The sequence below is a fragment of the Rothia sp. 32237D007AR genome, assembly GCF_053544675.1.
Map to the genome: position 1 here is coordinate 94,447 of NZ_JBPPUO010000005.1, position 14,971 is coordinate 109,417.

General features: G+C 58.0%; 18 protein-coding genes. 2 read left to right on the forward strand and 16 right to left on the reverse strand.

What is annotated here, in order from left to right; all coding sequences use genetic code 11:
* Positions 1-97: 97 nt before the first annotated feature.
* Positions 98-337: an acyl carrier protein gene (locus ACED87_RS04970; RefSeq protein ID WP_449083325.1), complete on the forward strand. Its 240-nt coding sequence runs from the start codon at positions 98-100 to the stop codon at positions 335-337.
* A 96-nt stretch (positions 338-433) separates the two neighbouring features.
* Complete coding sequence (locus ACED87_RS04975; RefSeq protein ID WP_449083326.1) at positions 434-1,705, forward strand: beta-ketoacyl-[acyl-carrier-protein] synthase family protein; 1,272 nt, start codon at positions 434-436, stop codon at positions 1,703-1,705.
* Between the two features lie 157 nt (positions 1,706-1,862).
* On the opposite strand, the gene ACED87_RS04980 is transcribed toward ACED87_RS04975, so the two are convergent.
* From ACED87_RS04980 to ACED87_RS05055, 16 genes are all read right to left on the reverse strand, one after another.
* On the reverse strand, positions 1,863-2,414 hold the full coding sequence (locus tag ACED87_RS04980; RefSeq protein WP_449083328.1) for a DUF3145 family protein: 552 nt from the start codon (positions 2,412-2,414) through the stop codon (positions 1,863-1,865).
* 32 nt (positions 2,415-2,446) lie between these two features.
* Entirely contained in the window at positions 2,447-3,448 is a 1,002-nt protein-coding gene (locus tag ACED87_RS04985) for a tyrosine recombinase XerC (RefSeq protein WP_449083330.1), read from the reverse strand.
* Between the two features lie 42 nt (positions 3,449-3,490).
* Entirely contained in the window at positions 3,491-4,735 is a 1,245-nt protein-coding gene (dprA, locus tag ACED87_RS04990) for a DNA-processing protein DprA (RefSeq protein WP_449083332.1), read from the reverse strand.
* Positions 4,732-6,282 carry a YifB family Mg chelatase-like AAA ATPase gene (locus ACED87_RS04995; protein WP_449083334.1) on the reverse strand — a complete coding sequence of 517 codons (1,551 nt, stop codon included), beginning with the start codon at positions 6,280-6,282 and terminating at the stop codon, positions 4,732-4,734. Before ACED87_RS04995 ends, dprA begins: the two co-directional genes overlap by 4 nt.
* A gap of 2 nt (positions 6,283-6,284) precedes the next feature.
* Positions 6,285-6,701: a YraN family protein gene (locus ACED87_RS05000; RefSeq protein ID WP_449083336.1), complete on the reverse strand. Its 417-nt coding sequence runs from the start codon at positions 6,699-6,701 to the stop codon at positions 6,285-6,287.
* 289 nt (positions 6,702-6,990) lie between these two features.
* Positions 6,991-7,326 (reverse strand): DUF2469 family protein, encoded by a 336-nt coding sequence (locus ACED87_RS05005; RefSeq protein WP_449083337.1) that lies wholly within the window; start codon positions 7,324-7,326, stop codon positions 6,991-6,993.
* A complete protein-coding gene (locus ACED87_RS05010) occupies positions 7,323-8,105 on the reverse strand; it encodes a ribonuclease HII (RefSeq protein WP_449089648.1) in 783 nt (260 codons plus the stop codon). Before ACED87_RS05010 ends, ACED87_RS05005 begins: the two co-directional genes overlap by 4 nt.
* A gap of 4 nt (positions 8,106-8,109) precedes the next feature.
* Positions 8,110-8,844, reverse strand: coding sequence for a signal peptidase I (gene lepB / locus ACED87_RS05015; RefSeq protein ID WP_449089649.1), 735 nt, complete (start codon positions 8,842-8,844; stop codon positions 8,110-8,112).
* 50 nt (positions 8,845-8,894) lie between these two features.
* Positions 8,895-9,551, reverse strand: coding sequence for a signal peptidase I (lepB, locus tag ACED87_RS05020; protein ID WP_449089650.1), 657 nt, complete (start codon positions 9,549-9,551; stop codon positions 8,895-8,897).
* A 23-nt stretch (positions 9,552-9,574) separates the two neighbouring features.
* Positions 9,575-9,922, reverse strand: a complete 348-nt coding sequence (gene rplS, locus ACED87_RS05025; protein ID WP_449083345.1) for a 50S ribosomal protein L19 — start codon at positions 9,920-9,922, stop codon at positions 9,575-9,577.
* A 299-nt stretch (positions 9,923-10,221) separates the two neighbouring features.
* On the reverse strand, positions 10,222-11,037 hold the full coding sequence (trmD, locus tag ACED87_RS05030) for a tRNA (guanosine(37)-N1)-methyltransferase TrmD (RefSeq protein WP_449089651.1): 816 nt from the start codon (positions 11,035-11,037) through the stop codon (positions 10,222-10,224).
* A gap of 5 nt (positions 11,038-11,042) precedes the next feature.
* A complete protein-coding gene (gene rimM / locus ACED87_RS05035) occupies positions 11,043-11,657 on the reverse strand; it encodes a ribosome maturation factor RimM (RefSeq protein ID WP_449083348.1) in 615 nt (204 codons plus the stop codon).
* Between the two features lie 132 nt (positions 11,658-11,789).
* Positions 11,790-12,032: an RNA-binding protein gene (locus ACED87_RS05040; protein ID WP_135011094.1), complete on the reverse strand. Its 243-nt coding sequence runs from the start codon at positions 12,030-12,032 to the stop codon at positions 11,790-11,792.
* A 2-nt stretch (positions 12,033-12,034) separates the two neighbouring features.
* Positions 12,035-12,463: a 30S ribosomal protein S16 gene (gene rpsP / locus ACED87_RS05045; RefSeq protein WP_185174544.1), complete on the reverse strand. Its 429-nt coding sequence runs from the start codon at positions 12,461-12,463 to the stop codon at positions 12,035-12,037.
* Between the two features lie 331 nt (positions 12,464-12,794).
* Complete coding sequence (locus ACED87_RS05050) at positions 12,795-13,976, reverse strand: ABC transporter permease (protein WP_449083351.1); 1,182 nt, start codon at positions 13,974-13,976, stop codon at positions 12,795-12,797.
* Positions 13,973-14,890, reverse strand: coding sequence for an ABC transporter ATP-binding protein (locus tag ACED87_RS05055; RefSeq protein ID WP_449083352.1), 918 nt, complete (start codon positions 14,888-14,890; stop codon positions 13,973-13,975). The genes ACED87_RS05050 and ACED87_RS05055 overlap by 4 nt, the downstream gene beginning before the upstream one ends.
* Positions 14,891-14,971 lie beyond the last annotated feature (81 nt).

The following is a 14,971-nucleotide window of genomic DNA, read 5'->3' on the forward strand; positions in this document are numbered from 1 at the left end:
TGGGTACTGCCCACTTAACCCTTAACTGCTGCGCACACCTGCGCGGTGAGTTACTCCAGTGGCCACAGGCCACTCATACTAAGACGAAGGAGCCATCATGGCAGATCAGAACGAAATCCTCGCAGGTCTTGCAGAAATCGTGAACGAAGAGACCGGTGTAGAGGTTGAGGACGTCCAGCTCGAGAAGTCCTTCACCGAAGACCTGGACATCGACTCCATCTCAATGATGACCATTGTTGTAAACGCTGAGGAAAAGTTCGGCGTAACCATCCCCGACGAAGAGGTCAAGAACCTGAAGACCGTCGGCGACGCTGTTACCTTCATCGCTAACGCCTAAGACGCGTTTAACCAGGTTGGGCACGCTCGAATCGTGCCCAACCTGCTTTTTATTCTTACCCCCACCAACCCAAGACTGTATTCGAAGGAATCAAGCATGACGCGTAAAGTTGTGGTTACCGGCCTCGGCGCCACCACCCCCATCGGCGGGGATGTTCCGACGACCTGGAAAAATGCGCTTGCAGGTGTCTCAGGCATTACCACTATTGAAGAGCCCTGGATTGAGGAATTCGACCTGCCAGTTTCTATCGCTGGCCGTGCAGCTGTAGAGGCTGTTGAGTCAGGCCGACTCACCAAGGTCGAGGCCAAGCGCCTAGACCCCTCAGGGCAGTTGGCTCTAGTTGCCGCCCGTGAAGCCTGGGAAGATGCCGGGTTCAGTGGCCCCGATGCTGAGTCCGCCGAAGAATGCGACCCCATGCGAACCGCAGTTGCTTTTGGTACCGGTATCGGTGGCGTGTGGACCCTGCTCGATGCCTGGGACACCCTGCGCGAAAAAGGCCCACGCCGTATGCTACCTATGACGGTGCCCATGCTCATGCCCAACTCCAACGCAGCCGCTGTATCGATGAACCTAAAGGCCCGTGGCTCTGCTCAGACCGTCGTCTCAGCCTGCGCCTCATCTACCGAAGCTCTTGAGCTAGGTTTGATGCTGATTCGTTCAGGTAAGGCTGATGTGGTCATTGTCGGTGGCTCTGAGGCTGCCATTCACCCCATGACGATTGGTGCTTTTGCAAAGATGCAGGCCCTGTCAACCCGCAACGACGACCCTGCCGGGGCTTCTCGCCCCTACGACACGGGCCGCGATGGTTTCGTCATGGGTGAAGGCGGTGCTGCCCTGATTCTTGAATCTGAGGAGCACGCTCTGGCACGTGGCGCACGTATCTACGCTGAGCTGGCCGGTACCGGTGTCTCAGCGGACGCCTACCACATCACCGCTCCTGACCCTGCGGCCCTGGGCGCTACCCGAGCACTACAGGAAGCACTAGTCGATGGCGGTATTTCCCCTGAGCAGGTTGTGCACGTGAACGCGCATGCAACCTCTACCCCCGTAGGTGATATTCCTGAGTCCTTGGCTTTGCGTGAGGTCTTTGGCGAACACACCGATAAAGTAGCTGTTTCTGCGACCAAGTCCATGACCGGCCACCTGCTTGGTGGCGCCGGTGCCCTTGAGGCTGTTCTGACTGTTCTTGCGGTTTACCACCGTAAGGCTCCTTGCACTATCAACCTTGAGGAAAAAGACCCTCAGATTGATTTGGACGTTGTCACTGAGGCACGCGACCTCCCTGCTGGTGAGATTGTTGCTGTCTCCAACTCCTTTGGCTTTGGTGGTCACAACGCTGTAGCGGCCTTCCGTAGCGTCAACAACTAAAAGAGGGGCGGCCTAGTGCCCGCTCTTAGCTGGTCAGGGGCCCTCCTGTATGAACTTCGGTTCAGACAGGAGGGCCCCTTTTCTATGCCCTGGTGCCCAGATTTTATGCCCGGCGTTCAGAAGGAAATGCTCCTCAGAAGGTAGCAGGCTCTCAGCCTTAGGCCCGGAGCCTGACGGTAGCGCTGGCAGAGCTAGCCTTGGGGCGCAAGACCTCAAGTTCTTCGTCCCAAGGCTGGCCCACAGCCACAGAGAACTGCCGGTAAAGCTCGTCAAAGTTACCGGCTGCCTGCTCAAAGGCGTAGCGTATGCGGTCTTCGGTCACAGTAAAATTGCCCTGTAAATCTACCGGTAGAGTGCAGATGCCCAGCTGGGGGGTGTGCATAATACGCAGGGCATCTGAGGTGGCGGTGCGGCGCTCGGTAACTTCAAAGTAGCTGGCTGAAAACTGCCGGAGGGTCGAAGCGATCAGGGCTGCCCCGCCGCTACTACCCTGCCAGCTGATATCTGCACGATGGTAGCCCGGTTTGTGGGGCTGATTCTGCCAGGTGGGGGTAAGCCGGTGAGCTGTGAGGTTTTCAAGAGCCCAGGTGACGTGGCTGGTGAGGGCCGATGGTACAGCTAGCAGAAAGATTGAACCGCCGGTAGGTGTGCCGGTGGTTTCTGGGGGCAGTGGAAGGGGCTGGCCGGTCTTTTCTGCTGGTGAAAACATGGTCTTCCCATCCTATACCTTTAGCCTTACCTTTAGGCCCGCGGGTGGGCCCTACGATAGGCCTGAGCAAGACGGTCTACCGACACATGGGTGTAAACCTGGGTGGTCGCTAAGGAGCTATGCCCAAGAAACTCTTGCACGGCTCTAATATCTGCCCCTCCATCGACCATGTGGGTTGCTGCCGTATGGCGAAAGACGTGGGCGCCGGTAGCTTCGGTGTCGTCAAGAGTCCCTAGCAAGGTAGTGAGGTCCTGGCGGATTTGTCGAGGGTTGGCGCGTTTACCTTGGGGGCCGATGAAGAGAGCATTTTGGCCAGAATCCCCGGCCCCGATAGCTGGGTTTGCTTCGGGAAGCCACTGGGGGCGTCCTGCCACAACCCAGCGGTTGAGGGCTTGCATAGCTTGAGCCCCAAACGGCACAACCCGCTCCTTATTTCCTTTACCCAGCACGCGCAGGGTCCGTTGGTTCCGGTCGATGCTGGTAAGGTCAAGCCCGGTGAGCTCTGAAATACGCAACCCGCTAGCATACAAGAGCTCCACGACCGCCTGTAACCGTAAAAGCCGGGCGTCTCGTGGGGCCTGGCCCAGTGCGGCGCTAAGAGTAGCTGTTAGCCCCTGCATCTGGGCTTGGCTCAGGACGGCAGGCAGGTGCTTGCTTTTCTTGGGCGTAGTCAGTTTGAGGGCGGGGTTAGCCTCTATGAGTTCTTCTTCCTCTGCCCAGGTGAAGAAGGTACGCAAGGACGAGGTGCGCCGGGCCATGGAGCTGCGGGCTGCTTGTTTGCGGTGATGGTGCGCTAGCCAGTCTCTAATGATATCTAGAGTGATATGAGAGAGATGGGTGATGCCGTACCTACGGGCGTAGGCGAAAAAATCCGATAGGTCAGAACGGTAGGCCCGAATAGTTTGAGGGGAACGATGAAGCTCGTAGGTGAGGTACCGTTCAAAAGCTTCAAGGGCACGCACAAATTCTCGATCTTCATCAACCGTTGAAGCCCCAATTTTGAGGGTGGTGGGTAACTGGTCGGCAGGTTGCACCGTTCTGCTCCTTCCTGCGATGGCAGAGATCAGGTTTTCATTCTATCCTTGCTTCTCTGCCATAGGTGTTTTAGCTTTTCGCCAGCCCGCCCCGCTCTGCTCTGCTAGGCTCAGTCGGTCAAGCTGAGATAAAGTGACCATGACTATTCGGGCAGGTAGCGCAAGGTCGGCGCTGAGGTGTTCAAGGGCAGCCGGGTTGCCTAAGGGGAGTATGTCCCAGACCCGCCGCTGGGTTTCGGTCAGGGAGTCTAAGAGTTCTTGCTGGGCAGAGGGGGCTGAGAAGAGACTGGTTTGTTCTGGTATAAGTTTCGATGTTCTATCTGCAAGTATCTGACGTGTGTCGGTGACCAGCTGGGCGAGGCCGTCACGGATGAGCCGGTGGCACCCTTCTGAGGTGGGTGAAAAGATGGGGCCAGGAACAGCATAAACTGGGCGGCCCAGTTCCAAGGCATGGTGGGCTGTGTTGAGAGCACCACTGCGCCAGCGAGCTTCAACCACCACACTAGCTCCGGTTAAGGCGGCGATTAGTCGATTGCGTTGAAGAAACCTATAACGGGTAGGGTTCTGCCCCAAAGGAACCTCGCTGAGCAAGAGGCCCCGTTCAATGATCTGGTGCAGTAGCCGTTCATTCGGTTTAGGGTAAAGACGGTCCAGGCCTCCGGCCATGAGTGCTACCGTGGGCAAGGGGCCGCTTGCTGTTGCCAGGGCTGCCCGGTGGGCGGTGGCGTCCACCCCAAAGGCTCCGCCAGAAACTACTGTGTAGCCTTGGTTTGCCAGTTCACCGGCCAGGTGGCTGGTTGCTGAGTTGCCGTAGGAGCTGACGTCTCGTGACCCTACTACCGCGTAGCTCCTTTCGGTGCTCAGGTGACTCAGCAGGTGGCGTTCTCCCCTGCCCCACAGGCCCACCGGTGTTTTTTCTGCCAGGTCGTTCAGGGCCTGCGGCCAGTCTGGGTCTTCAGGGATGCAGAGCCAACTGTTGCTGGCTCTAGCTAGGGCCATATCTTGTTCGGCGCTGATACCTGACCGTCTGTTCTTCCAGCGTTGAGTGCGTTCACTAATGGCAGCGGTGAGGGCCGGGGCCGCAGAGAGATCGTGCGCCCCAGCTTGGTCAAGGTGCTCTGCTAAGAGGTCGGGGGTGAGGGCCTGGCGGCCGGTCAGGTAATCTGCGGCAAGCACCGGGCCTACTAGCTGAATGAGGGTATAGGTTGCGGTGTCTTCTGGGTCGGTGATGCGCAGAATCTCTGTGCGCGCTCTACGAACCTGCTGGTAGGGGTCTTGGGTTATCATGGCTGGTTACTTTCACTGGCGTGGTTGCGGAAGTAAAGGGCAAGGTCAAGGTGGTCTTGGCTGGGGCTGGTTGCCCCATCCAGGTCGGCTAAGGTCCAGGCTGTGCGGAGTACCCTGTCGTAGCCGCGTGCGGTTAGGGTGCCGTGGTCAAGGGCCGTCGAAAGAGATGAGGTGAGTTGGGGTGCGAGTCTCAGAGGCCCCCGCAGAATTGTGCCGTTAGTCTCTGCGTTGGTGCTCGCCCCTAAGGGTTTCAATCGTTCTGCTTGGGCTTGCCTGGCCTGGCTGACCCGCTGGCGAATCTCATCTGAGCATTCGTTATTTCCGCTGTTTGCAAGGTCAACGGCAGTTACTTTAGGTACGCTGATATGAAGGTCAATACGGTCAAGGAGTGGGCCTGATAACCGGCTGAAATAGGTTCGTCGTTCCCGGCTGGTGCAGGTGCACTCTAACCCCCGGCCTACGTTATAGCCGCAGGGGCAAGGGTTGGCAGCTAAAACGAGCTGAAACCTGGCCGGGTAGCGGGCTGATGCAGCTGAGCGGCTAATGGTCACTTCGCCGTTTTCTAGGGGCTGACGCAGGGAGTCAAGTACACTGCGTTTGAACTCTGGTGCTTCATCAAGGAAAAGCACTCCCCTATGTGCTTTAGAGATACACCCCGGCTTAGGCATGCCCACGCCCCCACCCATAATGGCTGGGGCGCTTGCGGTATGGTGGGGTGCTTCGAAAGGTGGCCTAGTGATGAGCTCAGTTAGAGGTTCACCCATCTGGCAGAGCGAATGCACGGCGGTGACATCTAAAGCATCGTGGGGCGAAAGATGAGGAAGAATGCCGGGTAGACGTTCAGCGAGCATGGTCTTGCCAGAACCGGGCGGGCCTGTGAGGAGCAGATGGTGGCCCCCAGCGGCCGCGATTTCAAGGGCTAGTCGCCCCTCAGCTTGCCCGGCGACATCCGCCATATCTGCGCTGTGCCCTGGGGTTCTCTGCACTGGGTCAGCCATCTGGGCGCCGGTGAGGGCAGGTCTTTTAAGTTGTGTGGGATCTGCACACCCTAAGGCTTCAAACACCTCAGCTAGGCACCTTACCCCGGTAATTTCTACCCCGTCGATCAGGGCAGCTTCTTGGGCGTTACCAGCAGGGACAACGACTCGTTGGTGCCCAGCATCCCGGGCTGCCTTGACGGCAGGCAGTACACCAGAGACCGGTCGTACACTCCCATCGAGGCCCACCTCACCCAGAAAAACAGTGCGCCCTGAAGGCCCTAACTGGCCAGCAGCCTGCTGGGCTGCAACAAGCATAGCCACATCAAATACCGAGCCGCGTTTAGGCAAGGTTGGCGGGGTGAGATTAATGGTGAGCTTTTGGGGAGGTAAGGGCAGGCCAGAGTTCTTAGCCGCAGACCGCACCCGGTCTTTAGCCTCATTCAAAGAGCTATCAGGCAAACCAAGCAAAACAAAACCAGGTAGGGCCGCTGAAATATCAGCTTCTACCTCTACCAGATAACCAGTCACACCTACCAGGGCAACAGAATAGGTTCGGGCAAAAGCCACAGTTACACCACCGCCTGACGGTGCTCATACACAAACCTCGTGGGGCTGCCACACAGGGCAATGGCATCTACCCTCATGCTAGAATAAGGAACCTGGTGTTCTGCCAGCCAAGCATAGGCAAGCTGCCGTAACTTCTGACTTTTGCGGGCAGTAATCGCCTCAAACGGGTGCCCATAACCTGTGCCGGCGCGAGTTTTAACCTCAATAAAGACGATGGCCTGGTGGTTATCACGCATCACCAGGTCAAGTTCACCTCTAAGCGGTGGCTGGCCTGCTAAGGGGGAAGGGCGCCAGTTACGGGCCAGCAAACTATAGCCCTGTTGTTCTAACAGGGCCAGAGCAGTATCTTCACCCCATCTGCCAAGGTCTTTCGGTGGCATAGAAGCACGCGATGGGCTGGGTGGGAGCTGAGAGTACATGGCTTCCTCCTGGTAGTCCTGGGTCTAGCTCCATCATGGTGCTCTCTTCCCGCCAACCCCAGCTCCTGCCCCCTTGTGGAAAGTACTAATCCCAGCACTTCACCAGGTCAGAGGCCCTTTTTATACCAGCACGGTCGGCCTACTGGTGCACCTATGACGCAAGATAACGCCCGGTCAGGCCTTTATCCTCAGCTAGCTGCACCGGGCGTCCGCTCATATCATCACCCCTCTACACAAAAAGCCCGCCTGCTTCCCCGGGTAGGAAGTAGGCGGGCTGACAGACCATTTTTTAGGCAGAACCAGGGTCAAAGTCGCTCATAGTCGGCACCACAAAGTCCTCTGCAGCAGTGCGTTCTTCAACATTCACATCACGCACAGAATAAACCTTCACGTTCTTCACGAAACGAGACTGCCGGAAAATATCCCACACCCACACATCCTGCATCTCAACCTCAAAATATAAGGAACCATCAGCAGTTCGCGGGACCACCTGCACCTGGTTAGCCAGATAGAAACGACGATCGGTCTCAACGATATAGGTAAAAAGCTCAGCTACATTCTTATACTCCTCATACAAAGCAAGCTGGGCACCTGATTCATAGCTCTCAAGATCTTCTTGGCTCATCCTTCTTCTTTCTCTCGTTCGACCATAGCCTGCTGGATCTGCTCGCCGGTAGCAGGCAGCGACCAGCTCAACCGGTGCACAGGGGTAGGGCCTTTAGCGTCAATAGCTGTGCGATGGGCTGGTGAACCATACCCCTTATTCTTAGCCCACCCGTAGCCCGGGTAGCGAGAATCCAGCTCATCCATCAAAGTATCGCGCTCAACCTTAGCTACCACTGAAGCAGCAGCAATCGACGCACACCGATAATCCCCCTTAATTTCCATCTGAACAGGCCCAAACCAGCCGCCTGGCTCCCCTGCCTGGCCGGCCCACGCTTCAGCAACCAAGCCCTGGTAGAGGGAAGTTGCCGCATCCCCATCACTGAAAAGGTTGGGTTCAGGGGCAGAAAGCCAGTTATGCTTACCATCCAAAAGGACGGCATCAGGGTAGGCCCCCGCCGCAGCAACCTGGGCAAGAGCCCGCTGCCCTGCTAAACGCAGAGCGGTTGTAATGCCCAAAGCATCAATCACAGCAGGGCTAGCATGGCCCACCGCAGTTACAGCCCACTGCCTCACCTGAGGGGCCATCGCCACCCGTTTTTTCTCGGAAAGAGCCTTAGAATCAATAAGACCCTCGATAGTGAGCTGAGCGCTGGAATCTATGACGGCAACACCCACGGTCACTGGCCCGGCAAGTGGCCCGCGGCCCACCTCGTCCATGCCAGCAACTAGGGTTTTACCCGCCGCAAACATTCTTGCTTCAACGCTTAGGTCAGCAGAAACCGGTTCTTTAACGGGCACGGTCTTACTCGGTGGCAGGGACGGAGGCAAAGACGTCATTATCTCCGCCAACGAAAGTAAAGTTAGAGATCGGCCAGGCGACCACAAAGACCTCACCCACAACGTCAGCGTCGTTAATGAACTCAGTGTTGGTCTGAATGTGATAGCGCGAATCAGCAGAATTAGAGCGGTTATCGCCCATCACAAAGTAGGAGTTTTGGGGAACAATCACATCAAAAGGTAGCTCGGTGGGGCGCACACCCGGTTTGAGGTAGGTCTCATCAATTTCTACACCGTTCACAGAGATACGGCCATCGACGGTGCCCACAAGGTGGTCACCGCCCACACCAATAACTCGCTTGACCAGATAGTTTGATGAGCCATCAGGCATGATTCCTACAAAGGCTAGGGCATCACGCACCGGGTTGGAGCTGCTGGAGACAGGCATCCAGCCCTGGGTGTCTTTAAAGACGACGATGTCGCCGCGCTCAGCTTCGGTAAAGAGGCCACCGGCTACGTTCACGAACACGCGGTCGTTAATCTGTAGGGTGTCTTCCATGGAGCTTGAGGGGATGTAGAAGCCTCGCACCACAAAAGTTTTGAGCAGAAAAGCGATAAGAATCGCGTAAAGGATAATGAGGGCGTACTCTTTGACCGCGCTGTTTTCGCGGCGGCGCTTGCCCCCACGGGGTTTGTCGGTAGCGGCAATGGCGGACCCCTGGGTTGAGGCCTCGATACTGTCTGAGTTCTGTTGCTCCATGAGCACGCACCCTTCTGCTGTGAACGTGTTTAGGGAATAGTCTAATAGTTTTAGCTAGGAGCTTGGCCAAAGCGTTGGGCTGGCCAGGCAATAAAGACTGGGCTGCCGATAATTTTATCGGTGCGAATCATGCCGCCACCGGGTGCCCCCAGCAGGGCCCTGGAATCAGCGGACGCCGAACGGTGGTCCCCCATCACCCACATGCGCCCCTCGGGCACCTGCACCCTAAAGCGCACATCACTGACGGTATCCCCGTGGTATAGGTAGGGCTCGGCGATTGGTTGCCCATTTACCAGTAGGGAGCCGGTGGCATCGCAGCATTCAACGGTATCACCTGCTACCCCTATGACGCGTTTGATGTAGACCGTATCTGAGCCGATGATTCCCAGCCACTGCCCGGTTCTTGTGAGTGGGTCACGCACCCAGGGGTTTCCCGGCGTGTAGGGGGCGAAGGAGCCAGTGCCGTCAAAGACCACCACATCGCCAGCTTGGGGGTAGGTGGCCAGTTTTGAGACGAGAATACGGTCTCCCGGCTCGTAGGTTGGTTCCATGGAACTTGACGGTATGTAGAACACATCAATCAGGAAGGAGCGAACCAGCAGGAGCAGGGTGAAGGCTAGGGCTGCTGCGACAGCAATAAGGCGCCAGCCCTGTAGAAAGGGTTGGCGCCTTGGCTCAGAAGAGTCGGCGTTGAGGCCAGTCTCCATAAACCTGGTGAAACCTAAATGGCTTAGGCTTCGCGCTTCTCGCGGATACGAGCAGCCTTACCGTGGCGGTCGCGCATGTAGTAGAGCTTTGCACGGCGGACGTCACCGCGGGTGACAACCTCGATCTTTTCGATGACGGGAGAGTGTACGGGGAAGGTACGCTCTACGCCGATACCGAAGGAAACCTTGCGGACGGTGAAGGTTTCGCGGACGCCAGCGCCCTGACGGCCAACAACGAAGCCCTTGAAGACCTGGACACGGCTGCGGTTACCTTCAACAATGTTGACGTGTACGTTCAGGGTGTCACCGGGGCCGAACTCGGGCACGTCGGTGCGAAGTGACTTGTTGTCAATGAAGTCAAGAGTCTGCATTGAGTTTCTCCGTGAATATCTCTGCCGCAGGTCAAACATATTCGGTGTATTTCACAGGCAGTGTCTAAGGGTCACCAGGTGGTGCCAGACTGATGCTGTCTGCGATGAATTCTTATTTCACCGTGCTCTGAACGGTCAGAGCCGGTGGCTCATACTGTTACCGGTCGCTCTTCCCCCTGCGGCAGGGGCGCACCCAGCATGAACACAAAGAAAAATTATCCCACAGAAAACCCGCCTGCACCAGGGGCGCTGCGGCGGGCGTCCTGAACTTAAATGTGAGCTTACCTACTTTAGGTGCGCTACTGTGCCGGTTCGCCCTGAGCTGCCGCCTGGCGGGCAGCTTTCTGCTCGGTGTGCAGTTCCTGTAGGAGCTTACGATCCTTCTTATCCCAGTTTTCAGCGGGGTAAGCCTTGACCATATCGGGGCGGCGGGCAAAGGTGCGCTTGATTTGCTCATCACGCCGCCAGCGGGCAATGGCCCCGTGGTTACCTGAGAGCAGGACGGGCGGCACCTCCTGGTTTCGCCATGTGGCAGGTTTAGTGTAGACCGGGTATTCCAGTAGCCCACCGGTGTGGGACTCCTCAGCCAGGGACTCGGGGTTGCCCATCGCGCCGGGTATCAGGCGGGTAATGGCCTCAATCATGACCATCACGGCCACCTCACCCCCGTAGAGCACATAGTCGCCGATGGATACCGGTAGCACCCTAAATTCGGTTTCGGCCCAGTCAAGCACGCGCTCATCGATGCCTTCGTAGCGGGCCGGGGCGAAGACGATGTGTTCTTCTTCGGCCAGGTCGTAGGCTAGCTGCTGGTTAAAGACGGCACCGGCGGGTGAGGGAACAATCAGCAGGGGCTTGCCCCCGTCCGCCCGTGCGGACGCCGGTGAGTTAGCCAGTGCCTGGTCTAGGGCCAGGCCCCAGGGTTCGGGTTTCATGACCATGCCCGCTCCCCCGCCGTAGGGGGTATCGTCTACTGTTTTGTGGCGGTCAAAGGCGAAGTCACGCAGGTTGGTCAGGTGTAGGTCGACCTTGCCTGATGCGCGGGCTTTGCCCATGAGGGAGAGTTCTAGCGGGGTCAGGTATTCGGGGAAGATGGTGATGACATCAAAGCGCATGGGGTTTAGCCCTGCTCGCTCTCGGTCTCGGCTTCATCGTCTTCATCGCTGTTGAGTTCGAGCAGGCCGGCGGGCGGGTTGATGATAATGTAGCCCTCCTCGGTATCGATGGCGGGGATGATTTCTTCAACGAAGGGCACCATGATTTCTTCACCGTCTGCTGTTTTTTCTAGGATAAGCAGGTCCTGGGTGGGCATGGTCTGTAGGCCGGTGACGGTTGCGATGGGCTCTTCAGGCAGGTAGCCGTCTTTGATGTCGGCAGCCAGGTAGACGGGTAGGTCAAGCAGTTCGTGCTCGTAGTAGCCTTCATCGTCACCGTCGGTTTCTGCTTCGCTAGCAGAGTCAAAGGTGAGGCGGGTGTCTCGCAGGTCTTCGGCCTGGTTGCGGTTGGTGACTTCTTGGAAGGCTACGACCAGGATTTTTTTGTTCCAGCGGGCTTTTTTGACGGTGAGAGTGCCGGCGGGGGCGATGGCCCCTGCGGGGCTTGCGGGGTTGAAGTTTTCAATGTCGAGCACAGCCCCGGGGGCGAAGCGGTCTTCGGGGGCGTCGGTGAAGAGCTGGACGGTGACTTCGCCGCGGATGCCGTGGGGTTTGCCAATGCGGGCGACCTGTACCTGCACGCGTATCTCCTTGAGGGTGAGGTGTTGTGGGGTTTGGGTCTAACTTTACCGGGTTTTACGGACGGCCGGTGGCTAGGTGCGAGAAAGCCCCTACAGCTCTTAAGCGGTAGGGGCTTCTTGATAAGTATTCAGTTAGCGTCGTCGGTCGGTGTCGATGACGTCTACGCGTACATGGTCGCCGTCGTTGATGGCGTTGACCACGGTGCGGATGGACTTGGCGGTGCGGCCGGAGCGGCCAATCACCCGTCCAAGGTCATCAGGGTTCACGCGAACCTCCAGGGTTTCGCCCCGGCGGCCGGTTTTGGCGCGCACCTGGACGTCATCTGGGTTGTCGACGATACCCCGAACGAGGTGTTCGAGAGCGTCAGCCAACATGATTACTCAGCTGCTTCCTCAGAAGCTGCTTCTTCAGCAGCCTCTTCTGCGGGAGCTTCTTCAGCCTTGTCCTCACCCTTGGGGGTGATTGCCTCGGGGAGGATGACCGAACCCTTTTCGGGAACAACGAACTCGGGCTTGGCGTCAACGGGCTTAACGGTTGACTCAGCCTTTTCGCCCTTGGCAGCAGCCAGGTCGCCGGTCAGCTTCAGCAGAGCAGCTACCTGCTCGGTGGGCTGGGCGCCAACTGACAGCCAGTACTGGGCACGCTCTGAGTTGATCTCGATACGTGAGGGGTTCTCGGTCGGGTGGTAAATGCCGATTTCCTCGATAGCCTTACCGTCACGCTTGGTACGTGAGTCAGCTACTACAACACGGTAGCGGGGATCGCGGATTTTACCGAAACGCTTCAGACGAATTTTAACAGCCACTGTAGTGGTTTCTCCTGTTTTCTATAACTGTTCGAGGTCAGGTGTCAGCTCGTGGGGCGGGCTTCGTCATGACCTCTGCGGACACAATTTCTCCCGGATGAGAGGGGCCGGGAAAAATCGAGTACCCGTCAAGTATGCCAGCTTGCCCCCGCTTAATCTAGGGTTACGCCTGGGGTGTCTATGTGTTGTTGAAAACGAACTCAAAAGAAGCACGATGCGAAGGCGGGCGGAGACAGGATTACCCCGCAAGCGAGTTTTGCGAGCGCCAGCGAGCAACTGTCTGAGCTCTAGGGGTAATCCTGCGTAGCCCGCCGTCCCTCCCACTTCAGATTTATTTTTTGAGCGCTTGCTTCCAGCTAACTGAGGTGCCGCCGCGCATAATGTTGGCCCGGTAGATGCGGGCTCCTAGTCGGGTGAGGAGGGCTGCTATTACCAGGGTGAGGGCAAGAGCGAGCAGGGGTTCCCAGAGGGCTACGTCCTCGGTGAGTAGGCGGCGGGGCATGGCGATGGAGGACATGATGGGAATAAAGGAGATGACCTTGAGCCAGGCCCCTGAGGCGTAGATGCCAGCGAAGAGGGCGGCGATGAGCACCATGGTGATGGGGTTGGCGAGGTTAGCGATGTCTTCGGTGCGGGCTGCCATGGCACCTACAGCGGCCCAGATAGTGGCGATGGCTGCGAAGCCGGCGATGTAGAAGAGGGCGAACCAGCTAGCTGAGGGGAGAATCCAACCGAAGTCTGCGGCAGCTCCGGTGATTTGCATGCCGATGAGGCCGGTAACTGCATAAACGGCTACCTGAAGGGTGGCGAGCACGATATTGCCCACGATTTTTCCGGTGAGTAGCTGCCCCAGGGGTATGGCGGTGGCAATAATTTCGACGATGCGGTTTTGTTTTTCTTCGACAACTGAGTTGGCGATGGCTACGCCGAAGAACACGGTGGTCATGTAGAAGATCATGGCGAAGACCATGGCAATGAGGAAGGCCAGGCCGGCGTTTTGGTTGCCCGTTAGGACGCTGGTGCTCACCTGGGTGCCTGCGGTGAGGGCTTGCAGGTCAACGCCTGCTTGGGCGGCGTTTTCGGCGGTGATGGTGGAGGTGATGACGGCGCTCAGTTCAGTGACCAGGCTGTTGTCAGGAGATGAGTCGAAAATGAGTTCCCAGCCTTCTTCGGTGGGGGTTAGGTAGGCGTCCGCGTCCCCGTCGGCTACCAGGGTGCGGGCGGCGTCCGCGCTGTCAACCTGGGTGGCGGTGTAGTTGGTGTCGTCGTCGCTCGTTGAATCGGCTGCGGCGACTAGGGAGCTTGCCCGGTCGTCGTTGGTGGCTATGGTGTAGTCGGTGTTCCCTGTGTTGAGGAAGTAGGGGATGAGGGTTGCGGCCAGGATGATGACCAGGGAGAAGATGGTGCCCCCGATAAAGGTTTTATCGCGCAGTTTGACCATGATTTCGCGGGTGGCAACGATTTGCCAGGCGTTCTTGGGTCTTGAAGTGCGCTGTGCTGGTGTGGTGCTCATTGGCCGGTAGCCTTTCGGTAGATGTCGCCGAGGGTGGGAAGCTGGCGGGAGAACTCCTGTATATCGTGTTCCAGACCGCTGCTGAAAATCTGGTGGCGGACGCTGGCTAGATCTGCGCCGGGGGCTAGTTCCAGGACGGCTTCGGTGCCTGAGACATCCAGGACGTTCGCCCCGGGTATTTCACGGAGCCAGGCGGCGTCGGCCCCGCCCCGGTAGAGGTAGCGAGGGGTGCCTGCTTCGCGTAGTTCGGTGGCGCTGCCTGCGGCTCGCACGGTGCCGCCGTGCAGAATGACGACGCGGTCGCAGAGGCGGTCGACTAGGTCGAGTTGGTGGGATGAGAAGAGGATGGGGACGCCGGTGCGCATGAGCTCTCGCATCATGGAAACCATGGTATCTACGGCTCTGGGGTCCAGGCCGGAGAAGGGCTCATCGAGAATCAGGGCTGTGGGCTGGTGCAGGATTGAGGCTACAATCTGTACCCGCTGCTGGTTGCCCAGGGAGAGAGATTCAAGTTTGTCGTTGAGGCGCTCTCCTAGCCCTAGTTCGGTCAGGTGCTTGGTGGCGATGGTGCGGGCGGTGCTGGCGCTCATGCCGCGCAGCTGCCCCAGGTAAACCAGCTGGGCCAAGATAGCTTGTTTGGGGTAAAGGCCGCGTTCTTCGGGCATGTAGCCAAAGCCTGCGCGGTCGGCAGCGGTGATGGCACGCCCGCCATAAAGTACCTGCCCGGCAGTCGGTTCGAGCAGACCCATGATCATGCGCATGGTGGTGGTCTTGCCAGCACCGTTTGCGCCAAGAAAACCGGTCATGGAGCCGGGTTCAACGGTAAAGCTCACTTTTTCTACGGCGGCTGTGGCGGTGGGGCCACTGCCGTAGACCTTGGTGAGGTCATGGACTTCTATCGTACGGTCGTTCATAAGGGCACTTCCTGTGGGTTGCTTGTACTCCCAAGTCTAGAAAGTCCACGCATAGAAGAACTCCCCCGTGGGGCGGAGCTT

What these genes read in the sequence shown, in the direction of transcription:
- ACED87_RS04980 (WP_449083328.1), bottom strand. Translation starts at nt 2,414, where the DNA reads ATGTTTTCACCAGCAGAAAAGACCGGCCAGCCCCTTCCACTGCCCCCA.
- ACED87_RS05040 (WP_135011094.1), bottom strand. Translation starts at nt 12,032, where the DNA reads ATGTTGGCTGACGCTCTCGAACACCTCGTTCGGGGTATCGTCGACAAC.
- lepB (WP_449089650.1), bottom strand. Translation starts at nt 9,551, where the DNA reads ATGGAGACTGGCCTCAACGCCGACTCTTCTGAGCCAAGGCGCCAACCC.
- ACED87_RS04975 (WP_449083326.1), top strand. Translation starts at nt 434, where the DNA reads ATGACGCGTAAAGTTGTGGTTACCGGCCTCGGCGCCACCACCCCCATC.
- ACED87_RS05050 (WP_449083351.1), bottom strand. Translation starts at nt 13,976, where the DNA reads ATGAGCACCACACCAGCACAGCGCACTTCAAGACCCAAGAACGCCTGG.
- ACED87_RS04970 (WP_449083325.1), top strand. Translation starts at nt 98, where the DNA reads ATGGCAGATCAGAACGAAATCCTCGCAGGTCTTGCAGAAATCGTGAAC.
- rplS (WP_449083345.1), bottom strand. Translation starts at nt 9,922, where the DNA reads ATGCAGACTCTTGACTTCATTGACAACAAGTCACTTCGCACCGACGTG.
- lepB (WP_449089649.1), bottom strand. Translation starts at nt 8,844, where the DNA reads ATGGAGCAACAGAACTCAGACAGTATCGAGGCCTCAACCCAGGGGTCC.
- ACED87_RS05005 (WP_449083337.1), bottom strand. Translation starts at nt 7,326, where the DNA reads ATGAGCCAAGAAGATCTTGAGAGCTATGAATCAGGTGCCCAGCTTGCT.
- ACED87_RS05000 (WP_449083336.1), bottom strand. Translation starts at nt 6,701, where the DNA reads ATGTACTCTCAGCTCCCACCCAGCCCATCGCGTGCTTCTATGCCACCG.
- ACED87_RS05055 (WP_449083352.1), bottom strand. Translation starts at nt 14,890, where the DNA reads ATGAACGACCGTACGATAGAAGTCCATGACCTCACCAAGGTCTACGGC.
- dprA (WP_449083332.1), bottom strand. Translation starts at nt 4,735, where the DNA reads ATGATAACCCAAGACCCCTACCAGCAGGTTCGTAGAGCGCGCACAGAG.
- trmD (WP_449089651.1), bottom strand. Translation starts at nt 11,037, where the DNA reads ATGCGCTTTGATGTCATCACCATCTTCCCCGAATACCTGACCCCGCTA.